Origin of the sequence: Cobetia sp. 3AK, assembly GCF_029846335.1 — a bacterium.
In the GTDB taxonomy this organism is placed as follows: Bacteria; Pseudomonadota; Gammaproteobacteria; order Pseudomonadales; family Halomonadaceae; genus Cobetia; species Cobetia marina.
The window spans coordinates 102,230-116,664 of sequence record NZ_JARWKR010000003.1 but is presented as its reverse complement, the minus strand read 5'-3'; the positions used below and the strand labels follow the sequence as shown (position 1 = coordinate 116,664).

Genomic DNA, 14,435 nt, shown 5'->3' with positions numbered 1-14,435 from the left:
CTCAGGGGTGGCCATCGGTGATCTCTCCCTCAGGTGCCGGCTCGCCGTCGAGTGCCGTGTCCGTGTGGTCGTTGAACAGGTGCTCGTCAAGCAGATCCTCGTCAAGCAGGTGCCTGGCGAGCAGGTCGGCGAAACGATTGGCCGAGGGCAGGGCGCCAAAGCTCCATACCGGCGGCAGGAACAGCGGCGCCGAGGCAGCGCTGTTCTCGCGCACGCCGGGCATGGCCTGCCACAGACCATTGCGCGCCAGGGCCTCGCGTCCGCCGGGTGGCAGGGGCTCCACCACCACCATGCGGCCCTTGAGGGTCACCAGCTTCTCGAGACTGACGGTGGCGAAGCCCCAGGCATTGGTATCGCCTTGCCAGGCATTGTCGATGCCCATGCGCTCGATCACCGCCTGGAACAGGCTGTTGTCACCGAAGATGCGCACATGGCGGTCATCCATGAACTGCACCATCAGCAGGGGGCGCAGCGCCTGGCCAGTGCGAGCGCTCTGCTGGCGCAAGGCGGCAGCGTAGCCGGCCAGTCGGGCCGTGCTCTGGCGAATCAGTTGCTCGGCCTGTGGCTCGCGCTGCGTCAGCTTGCCCAGCTGGCGGGTCGCCGCGACCAGCGTCTGCCAGGTGTCGGCATCCGGGGTATAGATGGCGACACTGGTGACCGGCGCGATGGTCGACAGGCGTGGCGTGAGGCTGGCGAGCATCGGGCTGATCAGGATGTCATCGGGGGCGAGGGCGGCCAGCTGCTCCAGATTCGGTTGGGTGCGCAGGCCGAGATCCCGCGTGCCTTGAGGCAGCGCCGGTTGAGCCACCCAGCTGGCGTAGGTCTCCACCTGGCCCACGCCCATGGCGCGCACCCCGAGTCCGGTCAGGGTCTCGGCCAGGGTCCAGTCCAGTGCCACGACGGGGCGATCGACGAAGCCCGCTGGTGCCTCATGGGCGTCACCCGTCGTGGCGGCGCTGGCGGATCCCGCGGCCAGCAGGCTCAGGCCGATCAGTGCCATCAGCCACTTCATACCGGCACCGCGATCTGCTGCTGGCCATGCGCCGGGGTGATCACCTGCATCTCGACGCCATAGATATCCTTGAGCGTGGCGGGATTCATCATCTCGTCGGGCGCGCCTTCGGCCAGCACCTTGCCACTGTGGAGCGCTACCAGACGGTCGCAATATCGCGCCGCCAGATTGATGTCGTGCAGCACGATGATGATGCCCAGTCCCAGGGTGTGGCTGAGATGCGAGACCAGCTCCATCACCTCGATCTGGTGGGCGATATCCAGCGCCGCCAGCGGTTCATCCAGCAGCAGATAGCGGCTGCCCTGGGCCAGCAGCATCGCCAGCCACACGCGCTGACGCTCGCCGCCGGAGAGCGTATCGACCTGCTGGTCGGCGAAGGCCTCGGTGTGGGTCAGTGTGATGGCGCGCTCGATGGCGGCCTCATCCTCGGCGCCGGGACGCCCCAGCAGGCCGTGCCACGGATAGCGCCCGAAGGCGACCAGCTCTCGTCCGGTCAGCGCTTCGGCGGCCGGCAGGTGCTGGGGGAGATAGGCCACGGCGCGGGCGAATTCACGGTTGCCGAATTCCGAAAGCGCACGCGCATCCAGCGCCAGCCGGCCGCTGGTGGGCTGCATCTGTCGTGCCAGCAACTTGAGCAGCGTCGACTTGCCGGACCCGTTGTGACCGATCAGGCCATGCACCTTGCCCGGCGCGAAATCCAGCGCGGAGGCTTGCAGCAGACAGCGCTGACCGAGGGTGAAGCGCAGTTGGTCGAGAGTGAACATTGAGGCGTCCGTCAGCCGCATTCGAGGCGGTGCTTGAAGGTGGAAATCATGATGAAGACCCGGGGAGGTCGCCAGCGCGCGTCCTGTTGTCGGCCCGCTCACCGCGAAAGCAGCCGGCCGCCGTCAGTCGATCCGCGCAATGGCGTTGCGCCTGCTGGACATAGCGGCCTGCCATGCGCTCCGAGACCCCCAGACGCTCGCCGATCTCACGCTTGGTCACGCCTTCCAGTCGATACCAGAGGAGTGACTGACGAAGATGGTGGGGCTGCTCGGCGAGCGCCTGCTGGATCACCTGAAGCTTCTGGCGCCGCGCGAGACAGCGCTCGGGGTCCAGGCGTGTCGCCGAGAGACGCTCGTCGTCGTCCTCCATTTCCTCGAAGACCGGGGCGCGCGACTGGTGGCGGTGATGATCGATGATCAGATTGCGTGCGATCCGATACAGCCAGGCGCGCGGATTGCGCGGCGGCTCCCCTGTCATCCTGAGGCGCAGATAGACGTCATGGCACATGTCTTCCGCCAGATCATGCGAGGCCAGCTGACGGGTCAGGAATCCGATCAGCTCCTGGTGATAGCGGGCAAACAGTGCGTCCAGCGACGCCAGCTCATCCTCGGCCACCGCGCTGGTGTCCGTCCGGGCGTCAGCCACCGGGCAGGCAGCCCGTGCCGGCGAATCGCAGGGGGGCCGTTGCGTCTGCAGGTCAGCGCCCTCATCTGAGCGGGCTTCTGTCAGTGCTTGGAATGCGCAGAAGAAAGAGGACATCCACGGCTCGCAATGAGGATTGGCGTGATGGGGCGCTCAATCATATTGGTGTTGCGAATCATTATCAATGTCTGTCTGGCAGGCACGCGTCTGACCGCCTGCGAAGCATTCGGAGGCGGTCAGACGCGCAAGGCGGGACTTGCGCGGAGGGGGCCGGCCTCCCGGATCACGTTCAGCGAGATGATCCGGGAGGCGCGACGCCGTCAGTGGCGGGCGAAGGCGGCGATGGGGTTGTCCAGCTCTCCCTTGAGCTGCAGGGCACCGGAGGGGTCGGTGAGGTCGACCATCTGCTGGTTGTTGCGCAGCTGCAGTCGGTTGAGGCACGACAGCGTGAAGCGTGGCGCGAACAGGTCGTGACGCGCGAACTTGTCGGCCATCTCCGGGTGCGCATCCTGGTAGTCATGGATGCAGGCCGCGACGCGTGACCAGAAGGCGTCTTCCGTCATCACCTGCTCGCGCACCAGCAGCGGTACCGCGAAGCGGAAGATGCAGTCGAAGATATCGGTGAGCAGCGACAGGATGCGGATCGGTTCCGGCACCTCGACCACCAGACGCTCGACTCCTTCCGGCAGCTCCAGGGCGCGGGTCTCGTCGGTGGCGAACAGCGCGGCCTCTTCGGCGATGTCCTTCATCAGTGCACCACACGGCACGCCATCGCGCAGGCGCATGATCAGGTTCTCTCCGTGGGGCATGAACACCAGATCATGCTTGAAGTAGCAGTGCAGCAGCGGCGTCATGTAGGCCGTCAGCCACTTGTCGATCCACGCTTCGGCGCCGATGCCGGAGCGCTCGATCAGCGCAGGCAGCAGTGCCTTCTCGTCGTTGTCGACGTGCAGCAGCGCGGCCATGGTCATCAGGCGCTCGCCCTCGTCCTTGACGTCTTCCGGGCTCTCGCGCCACAGACTGGCCAGCATCTTGCGATAGCCGACGGCCGCCGGGTCGGCATCTTCCAGCACGTCATCGCGATAGCCGATGGCGGCGACTTCACGCAGCAGGCGGAAGCCCCATGTCTCGAAGGAGGGGTCGGAGTCGATCAGCCCCTGCAGCCACTGGTTGATGGCCGGCGTGGCGCGCATGTAATAGGGCGACAGGCCGCGCATGAAGCCCATGTTGAGGATCGACAGCGCGACCTTCACGTAGCGGCGGCCCGGCTGGTTGCGGTTGTAGAGCGTGCGGATCGACTGCTGGGCCTGGTAGCGGTCCTCGCCAAGGCCCAGGCACACGATGCGCTGGCTTGAGATCTCGGCGGCGAAGGTGATCGCCAGCTTGTGATTCCACTGCCACGGGTGCACCGGCATCATCAGGTAATCGGCGGCATCGAGGCCCTTGGCCGTCAGCTGATGCTCCAGGCGGGCCAGTTCGGCGTGACCCAGTTCCTCTTCCAGCAGACGGCGCGGATCGAGACCATCCACGCCGGAGTAATGCGCGTTGTCGCGATGTACGGCGATCCACACCAGCGCGAAGGGCTGTGCGGCCTCCGGCGCGTAGGCGCGGTAGTCCAGCGCATCGAAGCCCATGCGGCCATTGTTGGCGACAAAGCACGGGTGGCCTTCACTCATCGCCGATTCCAGGGTCTGGAAGGAGGCACCGGCCAGCACGCGGGCGGATTGATTCTCGCGCACGGCGCGCTGCATCTTCCAGGCGCTGGAAGCGAGCGTGGCGCTGACTTCCTCGAGATAGACCGGCAGCAGGCGCGGCGGAATCTCCAGCACGTCGTTGAGCTCCAGAATCAGCTCGCGGGCATCCAGCGGCAGGGCCTTGCCATTGGCGTCCAGACGCTGGAGGGAGGCCGCGTCGATCAACCAGTGATCGAGCTGGAAGCGGCGCGCCACGAAGCGATATTCCACCGCACGACGACTGACGGGGGCCTTGTCGCTCGCCGGGGCAGACAGCGACAGGCGGTAATGATGCCAGCCATCCGTGATGCGGGCGTTGGTCTCGTCGGCACACTGCGGGTGGATCAGGCGCTCATGGCTGAATTCGGCCAGTGCCTTGCGCACCAGCAGGCGATTGGCCTGCTGCCAGTCCGGCCCGGTGAGGTGCTGGCCGGCCGCCGCCGGATTGGCGGTGATGGTGGTATCCAGTCGCGGGCTGCGGCTCGCCAGGGCGGCGCGGAAGTCCTGCGGGGTGCAGAAGCACAGACGCGCGGGCTTGCCGTCGAGATCCAGCGGGCCGTGATCGACGAAGCCGACGGCGGCATTCAGCGGGTGAATGGCGGTATTGCGGCTGTCGGGTTCGACCACCACGCGAGTGACCGGGCGGACTGCCTCACCGGTATCCGCGGCGTGCTCGTCACGGAACTGGCCGGCGAAGATCATCGCCATGATCGTTTCGATCACCGCACGCGAGAAGCCGCTGATGGGGGCCTGATCCTCGCTGCGCGGCGCGATGAGGAAGTGCATGCCGAAGTCGCCTGGCTGCACGGCGTAATGCTTGCCGAGCGGGTCGTGTGCCGGGTCATAGAGCTCGACCAGAAACGCCGGCTGGTCGTTGTAGAGACCGAGCCAGCCCTGGGCGTGGCGACTGTCTTCCAGGCCCTGATAGAAATCGTGCTTGGTGGTGAGCAGGTCTTCGCTCATGCCCCAGAAGCTGGCGCGCGCGCCACTGGTCCACTCGTCGACCAGCGCCATGTCGGCGGCGAGATCCAGCGGTCGCAGCGCGAATTCCGCTCGCTCCGGCGTGCTGTCATCCTGCGGCTTGCGCAGGCGCGCCTGGGCCTGTTCGAGTTCCACCGAGCGGCGCGTGAAACGTGTGCCGGGTACCGGGCTCAGCAGGTCGAGTGCCGGGGAGGTGTCCAGTGATGTGTCGCCGAAGATCTGCTGGGCCGGGGTCGCGGCGCTGTGGGCGTTGGCACGGGTGGTGGTGATGTCGACGGGCATGTTCATGCGGTGGTCTCCCGGTGTTGCGCTGCGCGTGAGGACTCGGTGGGGGCGGTGCTGGACGAGGCGGTCTTTTCGCTGGCTGCACTGGCATGCAGGTCGGTCTCGCCGTAGGCCAGATGGGCGGCGGGCAGAGGCGTGAAGCCGTTGCCGTTGCCCTTTTCAACGCCCGGGGCGCCGAAGCTCTGGAAGGCGATGCGTCGCTCGATGGGATAGACCTCACGCCCGGTGATGGCGCGCAGGATGCAGCTGTTGCGGTAGCAGGCCATGCCCAGGTCCGGGGCGGCCAGCGAGTGGGTATGTAGCTCGGCGTTCTGGACGAAGATCTCGCCGGCAAAGGGCGACTGGTCACCTTCATTGCCTTCGGCGTCTGCGGTGCTCTGCGCGTCGACGGCGTAGAAGCGCCCGACGGCGTAGCGGCCTTCGGCGTCACGACGGATGCGTGATTCGATGCTCTTCAGGAAGGGCGGGGCGACGTAGTGATAGCCGGTGGCCAGTACCACGGCACTGGTCTCGTGGCGCCATGCCTGCTGCTGTTCGCGCTGATAGAGCCCCAGGCTGAAGTCGCCATCGGCGCTCTCGCGAGTCAGCGAGGTCAGCTCGGTATTGGTCATCAGGGTGGTGGGCACCACGCCCTGCAGCTGCTTGGCGTAGAGGGTGTCGTAGATCTCGTTGATCAGTTCGAGATTGATGCCCTTGTAGAGGCCCTTCTGGGTCGCCAGCAGGGTGTTGCGCTGTTCGCGCGGCAGGGCATGGAAGTAGTCGATGTAATCCGGTGACGTCATCTCCAGCGTCAGCTTGCCGTATTCCAGCGGGAAGAAGCGCGGCGAGCGCGTGATCCAGTTGAGCTGGTAGGCGTGCTGGTCGATCTCGCGCAGCAGGTCGAGGTAGATCTCGGCGGCGCTCTGGCCGGAGCCGATGATGGTGATGGCCGGCTGGGACGTCAGTTCGTCCTTGCGCGCCAGGTAGTGGGCGTTGTGGCACACGCGGCTGCCCGCCACCGGCACCTCGCCGCGTACCGCATCGGCAGCGCCGGGCAGATACGGCTGGGTGCCGGTGCCCAGCACCAGCTTGCGTGCACGATAGGTGAAGGCCTCGCCGGAGCTGGGGCGAGTGCCGCGCATCACATAGATGTCGCCGACATGCTGGATGTCCTGGACCTCGTGATCGAAACGCAGGCTGGTCAGCTCGCGCGCCGCCCACTGGCAGTACTGGTTGTACTCGCGGCGCAGCAGGAAGAAGTCTTCGCGGATGTAGAAGTTGTAGAGCTTGTCATGCAGCTTCAGGTAATTGAGGAAGCTGAAGTGGCTGGTCGGGTCGGCCAGCGAGACCATGTCCGCCATGAAGGGCGTCTGCATGCTGGCGTCTTCCAGCAGCATGCCCGGGTGCCAGTCGAATTCGGCCTTGCGCTCCAGGAAGACGCCGTTCACGTCCTCCAGCGGCTCGCTCAGACAGGCAAGGCTCAGGTTGAAGGGGCCGATGCCGATGGCGACGAAGTCGAGCACCTCATTGCGCGTTTCAGCTGTGTCGGTGACGTGAGGAGTCGAGGTGTCATGCATGACGGCTTTCCTTTGCTTCTGTGGTGTGGCTGCGACGGCTGGCGGCCGGAATGTCGGCCAGTGGTGCGCCATGGCCTGCCTGGGCCGTGGTGCTGACGGCGAGATGATGCGCCTTGACCAGCGCCTGACCATGCTGGCGGATCAGCTCGACCACCGCGGCGATGTCGTCGCGGGTGGTGTCCGGGTTGAGCAGCGTGAACTTCAGATACTGACGGCCGGAGACCTTGGTGGCGGCGACGATGGCTTCCCCGCTGCGCGACAGGCGCTTGCGGATCTCGCGATTCAGGGCGTCCCACTGTGCATCGCTGAGGGTGTCTTCGTTGGCGTCATGGAAGCGGAACACCAGGGTGCTGAGCTCCGGGGCCTGGACGACATCGATGTCCGGTGCCGCCGCGAGCAGCTGATGGCCCTCGCGAGTGAGGTCGATCACGCAATCGAGCATGTCGCCGAGGGCATCGGCGCCCATCAGGCGCAGCGTCAGCCACAGCTTGAGCGCATCGAAGCGCCGCGTGGTCTGCAGGCTCTTGTTGACCTGATCCGGTGTGCCCTCGCGGGCCTGCAGTTCCGGGTTGAGGTAGTCGGCGTGATAGGTGACGTGGCGCAGCTGGGTGCGATCACGCACCACGCAGGCGCTGCAGCTGACCGGCTGGAAGAAGGTCTTGTGATAATCGATGGTGACGGAGTCCGCCATCTCGACGCCCTTGAGCCAGTGGCCGTGACGACGCGAGGTGATCAGACCGCCGCCGTAGGCGCCATCGACGTGGAACCAGATGCCACGTGCATGACATTCACGGCCGATGGCCTGCAGCGGATCGATGCTGCCGAAGTCGGTGGTACCGGCGGTCCCGACCACGGCCATCGGAATCAGGCCTTCCGCGCGCGCCTTGTCCAGCGCCTCACGCAGGGCTATCGGGTCCATGCGGCGACGCTCATCCACGGCGACGGGGATGACGGCGTTGTGGCCGAGGCCGAGCAGGGCGCAGGCCTTCTGCAGGCTGAAATGGCTGATGCCGGAGGCGAAGACGCGCAGGCGCCCGGCTTCCGGCGGCAGGCCGTGGGTCTGGTTGCCGGGGTGGTTGGGCAGCTTCTCGCAGACCGCGTCACGCGCCAGCAGCAGCGCCATCAGGTTGGATTGGGTGCCGCCGCTGGTGAAGATGCCGTCCGCGGTCGGACCCAGGCCCAGTCGTTCGGTGGTCCAGTCGATCAGGCGCTGCTCGATCAGGGTGCCGCCGGCACTCTGATCCCAGGTGTCGAGTGAGGAATTGATCGCGCCGAGCAGGCTTTCCGCCCAGACACCCGGCAGCACGACCGGGCAGTTGAGGTGTGCGATGTAGCGCGGGTGATGGAAATAGACGGCATCCTTCAGGTAGAGCGACTGGAGCTCCTCCAGGCCCGCTTCCAGATTCTCGAGGGGCGTCTCGAGATCCAGCTCGGCAAAGGCCGGGCGCAGGGCTTCCGGGGTGATACCGCTGAAGGGTTGCTGAACGTTCTCGAGCTGTTCGGCGACCAGACTGCTGATGCGTTGCATGCCGGCCTGCCAGGCATCCATGTTGGCAGGTGAGAACAGGGCGGCGCTGGGCGAGCGGGACAGGGAGCTCGCGGCGGCAGCGGCCTGGGGGGCAGACGCGTGGGATCCTGCAGCCGCGCCATAGGTGGCGGCGGAATCATGAAGGCTGTGCATTACATAACCTTATGCGAATGTTCGCAGATAAAGACTTGGAAGAGACTCGCAGCCAGCCAGGGCAGGTGGCACAGGTGCGAGGACCAGTCAGGACATTCATCAAGTGCCGCGTGATGCGGTCGTTGTTGTTGGTGGAGTTGTTGGTGAAGTTGTTGGCAAAGCGGTTGGCGCGGTCAGTCACGCCTGCCGTGGGCATCGGCAGAGAGTGAGTCGTCACCGAGCGCCCCTGTGTCGGGCAATCTCGATGTCATGTGCGGCACACGCCAGAGGTATCAGACGATGAGTGGTTCAGGGCGATGGTGCCGGCGACATCCTTGCCACCGGCGGGTCATGCGGGTCGATTCAGAATCGACGGACGGCGGACGTGTCGGAATCAGAAATCATAGGTCAGTGTCGCGGTCACGCTGCGCTCGGCACCGTAGTAGCAGAAGCTGGTGCTGTAGCAGGACGCGATGTATTCCTTGTCGAACAGGTTGCTGACGTTGAGTTGCACGCTGGTGCCGCTCCAGCCGACCTGGCTCAGGTCGTAGCCTACCAGGGCATCGACGAGTGCGTAGTTCGGGACCTTCTCGGTGTTCTCGGAATCCGCCCACATGTCGGCGTAGTAACGCACGCCAAGGCCGGCATTCAGGCCGGTCAGAGGGCCCTCGTTGAAGGCGTAGTCACCCCAGACGCTGACCTGGTGCTTCGGCACCTGGTTGGCATCGTTGCCTTCGGTGCCATCTTCCGCCTTGGCATAGGTCACGTCGGTGTAGCTGTAACCGGCCTGCAGCGCGAAGTCGCGGGTCAGCTGGGTGCGGGCTTCCAGCTCCAGGCCCTGGGACTCGATCTCGCCGTAGGACGTGTAGTAGCTGTCTTCCGGGTCCTTGGAGGCGACGTTTTCCTGATTGATGCGGAACAGCGAGACGCTGTACTGATCACGCGTGCCGTTGGGCTGGTACTTCATGCCGACTTCCACCTGCTTGCCGGTGGTCGGGTCGAGCAGGTCGCCATCCTCGTCGGTGTAGGAGTTCGGCGAGAAGGACGTGGAGTAGCTGACGTAGGGCGAGATGCCGTTGTCGAAGCCGTAGATCAGGCCGATACGGCCGCTCATCTCGTTGTCGTTCAGCTCACTGCTGGTGTTGTAGTCGCGATCGGTATTCTTGATGTTGACCCAGTCCTGACGCAGGCCGGCGGCCAGGTTCCAGCGGCCCCAGCTGAGCTGATCCTGCAGGTAGACACCGGTCTGATCCAGTTCACGCTTCTGGTTCTCGGTGGCATAGATGGAGACATCGGCATCGCTGCTGCTGGTGACGTCCAGCGAGCTGGCGGTCCCGTATTCCCAGTCCACGTCGTTGGTGCGGGTCTGATAATCGGCACCGAACAGCAGGGTGTGATCGATGTCGCCGGTGGAGAAGCGGGTCTCCAGCTGGTTGTCGACCGTCCAGGCACGCAGGCTTTCCTCGCCACCGGAGTAGTAGCGGGTCAGCTCGGTATCCGAGGCCCAGCCATAGGCGTAGACCTGCTCGAGATCCACGTCGGAACGCAGGTAGCGGAATTTCTGGCGCGCGGTGACATCGTCATTGAAGCGATGCTCGAAGTCATAGCCGAGCATGCGTTCGGTGCGATCGAATTCCTCGTAGTCCTCGTCGCCTTCGTAGAAGTCGTTGCCGAGCTTGATGCCGTCGTGACTCACCACCGTGCCCTCGTAGGGGAGGCCTGAGTGGTAGCCGCCTTCCGGGTCCTTCTGGAAGTAGCCCATCAGGGTGACGGTGGTGTCGTCGGTGACATCCATGGTGATCTGTGGCGAGAAGGCATAACGCTCTTCGCTGACGGAATCGACCTGGGTGTCTTCGGCGCTGGCAAGGCCGGTCAGGCGATAGGCGATGCGCTTCTCGTCGTCCAGCGGGCCGGTGAGATCGAAGGCCGCGCTGCGCTCGTTGTCGTCACCGACGGTGAAACGCACCTGGCCGGAGTCCTGGAACTCGGGGCGCTTGGACTGCATCGCGACCAGACCACCCGGCGAGGAGCGGCCGTAGAGGACGGAGGACGGCCCCTTGACGACTTCGATGCTGTCGAGGAAGTAGGGGTCGATGGTCATCGAGCTGTAGGAGCCCGAGTCACCCATCAGCTTCAGACCATCCAGGAAGGTGTTGCTGACACTGCCATCGGAGAAGCCGCGCAGGACCAGATAGTCATAGCGGTTGGAAGCACCGATCTGATTGGTGAACACGCCCGGCGTGTAGTCCGCGGCACGCTGCACCGTCTCGGCGGCGCGCTTGTCGATGTCATCACGGGTGATGGTGGAGACAGCCTGGGGAGTTTCCAGGTAACCGGTCTGCGTCTTGGTAGCCGCCGTGGTGGTGACCGTCATGGTATCCAGCTGCTCGTCCTGAGCATCCCGATGGTCGGCCGCCACGGCCTGCCCGGTGAAGGGTAGGCTCAGGGCAATCGCCAGTGCCAGCGGGTGCCGTGGCAGTGAAAGCAATGGGGATTGATGCGGGTGTCGCGTGGCGGAGTCTTTCATGAGTGACGATGTTCCATCCTGAATGATGTTTTTGCGAATGCTTCTTGTTTGTCGTTCTCTCCTGAGGGAAGACGTACAGGGTTGGTATTTCTGAACCATGAATGAGAATTATTTTTGTTATCTGATGTCAGTGGGCCGTGTACGTGGCCTGGCGGGGGCTTCCGGTGGCGCTCAGACATGCAAAGACCGCCCCGAAGGGCGGTCTTTGTCAGAGGGCGGTCTTTGTCAGAGTGCGGTCCTTGGCAGAGGGGCGCCTCGACGGAGGATGGCGCTGGCGGGGGATCAGCGGTCCTGCATCTCGCCCTGCAGCGTGATGGGGATATCGCCGACCAAATTGCCATAGCCCAGCAGGCCAAGCAGGGTACTGCCGACCTGGTTCTTGGCGACTTCCGCGCTGTCCAGCGCCATGGGCTCGGCGTTGGCGAAGCTCAGGCGGTCGGCACTCTCGCGGGTCACGTTCAGAGGCAGGGTGTCGCGGTGAGTGCGGTTGCCATCGGTGGCCGTGAAGGGCACCTTCATGCGTGTCGTCCTGCCTGTCTCCAGCGCTGCCAGAGCCACGGGGTCCAGATTCAGCGTCAGGGTGGCGAGACGCATCTGACTGACGCCTGACAGCCACGGCGGCAGCTCGCCGACCTTGTCCAGCAGGTCGGTCTGACCGACGCTGAGCGGAATGCTCATCTTGCCGTCATCACCGACGGTGCCGCTCAACCCACGCAGGTGGTGGACGTGCTCGACATTGCCCTGCGCCTTCTGTTCGGTCAGCGTGGCGGTGGCGCCACTGGCATCCGGGATCAGCTGCCAGGCTGCCTGGCTGGGCACGCTGATGCCGATACCACTCATGGCAACGGCCAGGGCGAGGGCCTTGATAGGGGCGCGAAGGCGCTTGTGGAAGGAAGAGGTCCAGCGAAGAAAGGGAAATGACATGGTGACTCCTGATGGCTGGGCGCTACGAAGGGTGAGCTCTGTGCGGCGCATTGAGGCATTGGACACGCCAGTGGCGCAAGGGTTCGTGACAGGGTGGCAGGCGGGATGGGGCTGATCGGAGGCGGTGACGGCGGCTCGTGTCCAGCGAGGTCTATGTTGTTGAGTTTTCGGGCTTTCCTGACGCTTTGGCTTTCGCTATCATAGCGGCGCTGTCCGGGCCCATAGCTCAGTTGGTTAGAGCACTCGACTCATAATCGATTGGTCGCAGGTTCAAGTCCTGCTGGGCCCACCATCCCGAGGCGCTTTTCTGTAGCGCCTGCCAGGTCGCCATCGGCGGCTTTTTTTGTGCCTGCCCGTTTCGCCAGATCGATGGTTTTCCGCTTTCGGCTTCATCCGTGGCTCTTCGCCTTTCGCTGGCGGGGAACTCGGTTGCATGGGCTTGCATCAGCACGTCAGTCGTTCCGGCTCGCCTTCGCACCGCCAGATACCAGAACGCCCCGTGCCAGGTGGCGACGGGGCGTCGGCTCGAACGTCGTAAAGGACTGCTCTGATGTCACTGCCTTGCGGGCGGCGGCGAATCCTTCATGTCACTGCCACGAGAATGGCGCGAGACGCTTCGATATCAGTGATGATCACTGAGTCTCGTCTGTCATCTCATCCTGGGCGTCATTGGCGGCACCGCTGATCGCGTTGCCTGCCGAGGTCAGGGCATTGGCGGTTGCCTGACGAGTGTCCTGCCAGGCGCTGGCAGCAGTGTCCTTGGTCTCATCCCAGGCAGCGGCCGCGCTCTTGCGAGTGTCCTGCCACCAGTCGGTGGTGTACTGCGGCTGTTCCTTGAGCTGAGCCTCATCCATGTTCACATGAATGCGATATTCGAGATTGTCGATGTCGTCACCCTGACGGGTTTCCAGCGTGAACTTGCCGGTCTCGACCACGTACTGCTGATCATCAAGGCCCAGCACTTCATCACTTTCGACCACCAGCGCGGCGACCTGCATGTTGTCGTCGAGCAGCACATCTTCCACTTCGCCCACGACTTGCTGGTCGTCGTTCTGCAGATAGACGTCAGCATCCATCAGTTCATCAGCGGAGTAGAGTCCCTGCGGATTGGCCATGGCCAGGCCGGAGGTGGTCAGCAGAGTGGTCGCGGTGATCGCACCCAGAATCTGTTTGCGGTTCATCTTGCTCATGCCGTACTCCTTGCGTGTCGATTCTTCATTGCCGTCTGCCCTGATGTAATCCGGCGGCGACTGCGTGGCGTGCTGCAGTGGTGGGCCAATCAGGACATGGACGATGTCGGGCTGCCATCTCGTGCAGCCATGCTTCCTAAGATTCAGATGACGCGATCAAGTTTCAAGGGGGGAGTGGAAAAACTTGTACGGTAGTTCATGCGCTCGTCACGAATCAGGTGCACTTTTCGGCCAGCGAGATGCCGGCGTCTGGCGGGGCTACGGCGGTCTGCCGGCAGAACAGGAGGGCAAGGCATGGAGGTGTCCATCAGTGAATATCGACGGCCAACCGCGCTGTCATCCGTGCTGGCGGAGGAGAATTCCGCACTGTACCTGCAGTTTTCATTGCACGATCACTGAATTTGTAGCGAAGTGTTACGGTCGGGGCGTGACGATCGTCAGTGGTGAGATCGACATCTGCAGGGGGATCAACGCTGCGTAATCGCAGTTCAAGAGGGGAAGTTCAGGGTGTACGTTAGCTATACAGATACGTTTTGATACTCAGAAAAACTTGTACAGCAGTTTTCAAGTGTCTAACTTTGAGGGTGTCAGAGCGCAGCGAGGCCAACGATGAACGCCTCGCCAAGAGAGGGAATGGAGATCCGCAGCGTGCTTTTCAAGCCCTCGTCCTTTCCTTGCTCGAGATCTGGCAGGTCACGGTCGAATCTATTGAGGAAGGCCGTGAGAGTTTTCATCAAGGATCCAGCGGAGGGCATCGAGATGAACGCAGTGCGCAAGGTTCCCATGGAGTGTTCACGTTGTGGCAGCAATCGCGTCAATCTGGGAGAAAGCCCGGCAGATGACGATATCGTGAGCTGCGCCGAGTGCGACGAATTTCTCGGGGTGTGGTTCATGCTGCGCGACCGGCTTGAAGCCAGCGCTCGCAAGCGTGCCACCATCGACCCTGCCTTGATGGCCAACCAGGTGATCAAGCAGCTTGATGCACAGGCTTGAGATGTTCTCCCCACTGACAGCCAGCAGGTGATGCGGCATTCATCAGTCGTCCAGCATGCTGGTCAGTGAGATGTGAGAGTCAGGCTTCGGCAATCGTCATCCTTTCGGTCAATCGTCCATTGCCGGAGCCCCGAGCAAGTGCCTTGTCAGAGGCGACATGAATTCGT

The 14,435-nt window shown here is 63.8% G+C and carries 11 protein-coding genes and 1 tRNA gene; 2 read left to right on the top strand and 10 right to left on the bottom strand.

Annotated elements, in window-relative coordinates:
- Nucleotide 1: 1 nt before the first annotated feature.
- The 8 genes from QD228_RS05280 to QD228_RS05245 all read right to left on the bottom strand — a co-directional run bounded on the left by QD228_RS05280 (nt 2) and on the right by QD228_RS05245 (nt 12,085).
- A complete protein-coding gene (locus tag QD228_RS05280; protein WP_279874707.1) occupies nt 2–1,012 on the bottom strand; it encodes an ABC transporter substrate-binding protein in 1,011 nt (336 codons plus the stop codon).
- Nucleotides 1,009–1,776 carry an ATP-binding cassette domain-containing protein gene (locus tag QD228_RS05275; RefSeq protein ID WP_279874705.1) on the bottom strand — a complete coding sequence of 256 codons (768 nt, stop codon included), beginning with the start codon at nt 1,774–1,776 and terminating at the stop codon, nt 1,009–1,011. Before QD228_RS05275 ends, QD228_RS05280 begins: the two co-directional genes overlap by 4 nt.
- Before the next feature lie 46 nt (nt 1,777–1,822).
- Nucleotides 1,823–2,422 (bottom strand): sigma-70 family RNA polymerase sigma factor, encoded by a 600-nt coding sequence (locus QD228_RS05270; RefSeq protein WP_279874704.1) that lies wholly within the window; start codon nt 2,420–2,422, stop codon nt 1,823–1,825.
- A 317-nt stretch (nt 2,423–2,739) separates the two neighbouring features.
- The gene (locus QD228_RS05265) at nt 2,740–5,421 is read right to left on the bottom strand and encodes a GNAT family N-acetyltransferase (protein WP_279874702.1); all 2,682 of its coding nucleotides are present in this window, start codon (nt 5,419–5,421) and stop codon (nt 2,740–2,742) included.
- On the bottom strand, nt 5,418–6,974 hold the full coding sequence (locus QD228_RS05260) for a SidA/IucD/PvdA family monooxygenase (protein ID WP_279874700.1): 1,557 nt from the start codon (nt 6,972–6,974) through the stop codon (nt 5,418–5,420). Before QD228_RS05260 ends, QD228_RS05265 begins: the two co-directional genes overlap by 4 nt.
- Entirely contained in the window at nt 6,967–8,655 is a 1,689-nt protein-coding gene (locus QD228_RS05255) for an aspartate aminotransferase family protein (RefSeq protein ID WP_279874699.1), read from the bottom strand. The genes QD228_RS05260 and QD228_RS05255 overlap by 8 nt, the downstream gene beginning before the upstream one ends.
- Nucleotides 8,656–9,028: 373 nt before the next feature.
- Nucleotides 9,029–11,161 (bottom strand): TonB-dependent siderophore receptor, encoded by a 2,133-nt coding sequence (locus QD228_RS05250; RefSeq protein ID WP_136939027.1) that lies wholly within the window; start codon nt 11,159–11,161, stop codon nt 9,029–9,031.
- A 282-nt stretch (nt 11,162–11,443) separates the two neighbouring features.
- A complete protein-coding gene (locus tag QD228_RS05245; RefSeq protein ID WP_279874697.1) occupies nt 11,444–12,085 on the bottom strand; it encodes a hypothetical protein in 642 nt (213 codons plus the stop codon).
- 215 nt (nt 12,086–12,300) lie between these two features.
- On the opposite strand from QD228_RS05245, the gene QD228_RS05240 reads away from it, so the two are divergent.
- Nucleotides 12,301–12,377, top strand: a tRNA-Ile gene (locus tag QD228_RS05240).
- A gap of 340 nt (nt 12,378–12,717) precedes the next feature.
- Here QD228_RS05240 and QD228_RS05235 read toward each other — a convergent pair.
- Together QD228_RS05235 and QD228_RS05230 are read right to left on the bottom strand one after the other, a co-directional pair.
- Nucleotides 12,718–13,275 carry a PRC-barrel domain-containing protein gene (locus tag QD228_RS05235; RefSeq protein WP_084209333.1) on the bottom strand — a complete coding sequence of 186 codons (558 nt, stop codon included), beginning with the start codon at nt 13,273–13,275 and terminating at the stop codon, nt 12,718–12,720.
- Nucleotides 13,276–13,862: 587 nt separating this feature from the next.
- The gene (locus QD228_RS05230; protein ID WP_157109499.1) at nt 13,863–14,009 is read right to left on the bottom strand and encodes a hypothetical protein; all 147 of its coding nucleotides are present in this window, start codon (nt 14,007–14,009) and stop codon (nt 13,863–13,865) included.
- Nucleotides 14,010–14,034: 25 nt separating this feature from the next.
- Between QD228_RS05230 and QD228_RS05225 the strand changes: the two genes are divergently transcribed.
- Nucleotides 14,035–14,268: a hypothetical protein gene (locus QD228_RS05225; protein ID WP_065392415.1), complete on the top strand. Its 234-nt coding sequence runs from the start codon at nt 14,035–14,037 to the stop codon at nt 14,266–14,268.
- Nucleotides 14,269–14,435: the final 167 nt, after the last annotated feature.

Excerpts from the sequence above, each read along its gene's own strand:
- QD228_RS05250 (WP_136939027.1), bottom strand. The coding sequence starts at position 11,161 with ATGAAAGACTCCGCCACGCGACACCCGCATCAATCCCCATTGCTTTCA.
- QD228_RS05280 (WP_279874707.1), bottom strand. The coding sequence starts at position 1,012 with ATGAAGTGGCTGATGGCACTGATCGGCCTGAGCCTGCTGGCCGCGGGA.
- QD228_RS05245 (WP_279874697.1), bottom strand. The coding sequence starts at position 12,085 with ATGTCATTTCCCTTTCTTCGCTGGACCTCTTCCTTCCACAAGCGCCTT.
- QD228_RS05230 (WP_157109499.1), bottom strand. The coding sequence starts at position 14,009 with ATGAAAACTCTCACGGCCTTCCTCAATAGATTCGACCGTGACCTGCCA.
- QD228_RS05265 (WP_279874702.1), bottom strand. The coding sequence starts at position 5,421 with ATGAACATGCCCGTCGACATCACCACCACCCGTGCCAACGCCCACAGC.
- QD228_RS05225 (WP_065392415.1), top strand. The coding sequence starts at position 14,035 with ATGAACGCAGTGCGCAAGGTTCCCATGGAGTGTTCACGTTGTGGCAGC.
- QD228_RS05235 (WP_084209333.1), bottom strand. The coding sequence starts at position 13,275 with ATGAGCAAGATGAACCGCAAACAGATTCTGGGTGCGATCACCGCGACC.
- QD228_RS05275 (WP_279874705.1), bottom strand. The coding sequence starts at position 1,776 with ATGTTCACTCTCGACCAACTGCGCTTCACCCTCGGTCAGCGCTGTCTG.
- QD228_RS05260 (WP_279874700.1), bottom strand. The coding sequence starts at position 6,974 with ATGCATGACACCTCGACTCCTCACGTCACCGACACAGCTGAAACGCGC.
- QD228_RS05255 (WP_279874699.1), bottom strand. The coding sequence starts at position 8,655 with ATGCACAGCCTTCATGATTCCGCCGCCACCTATGGCGCGGCTGCAGGA.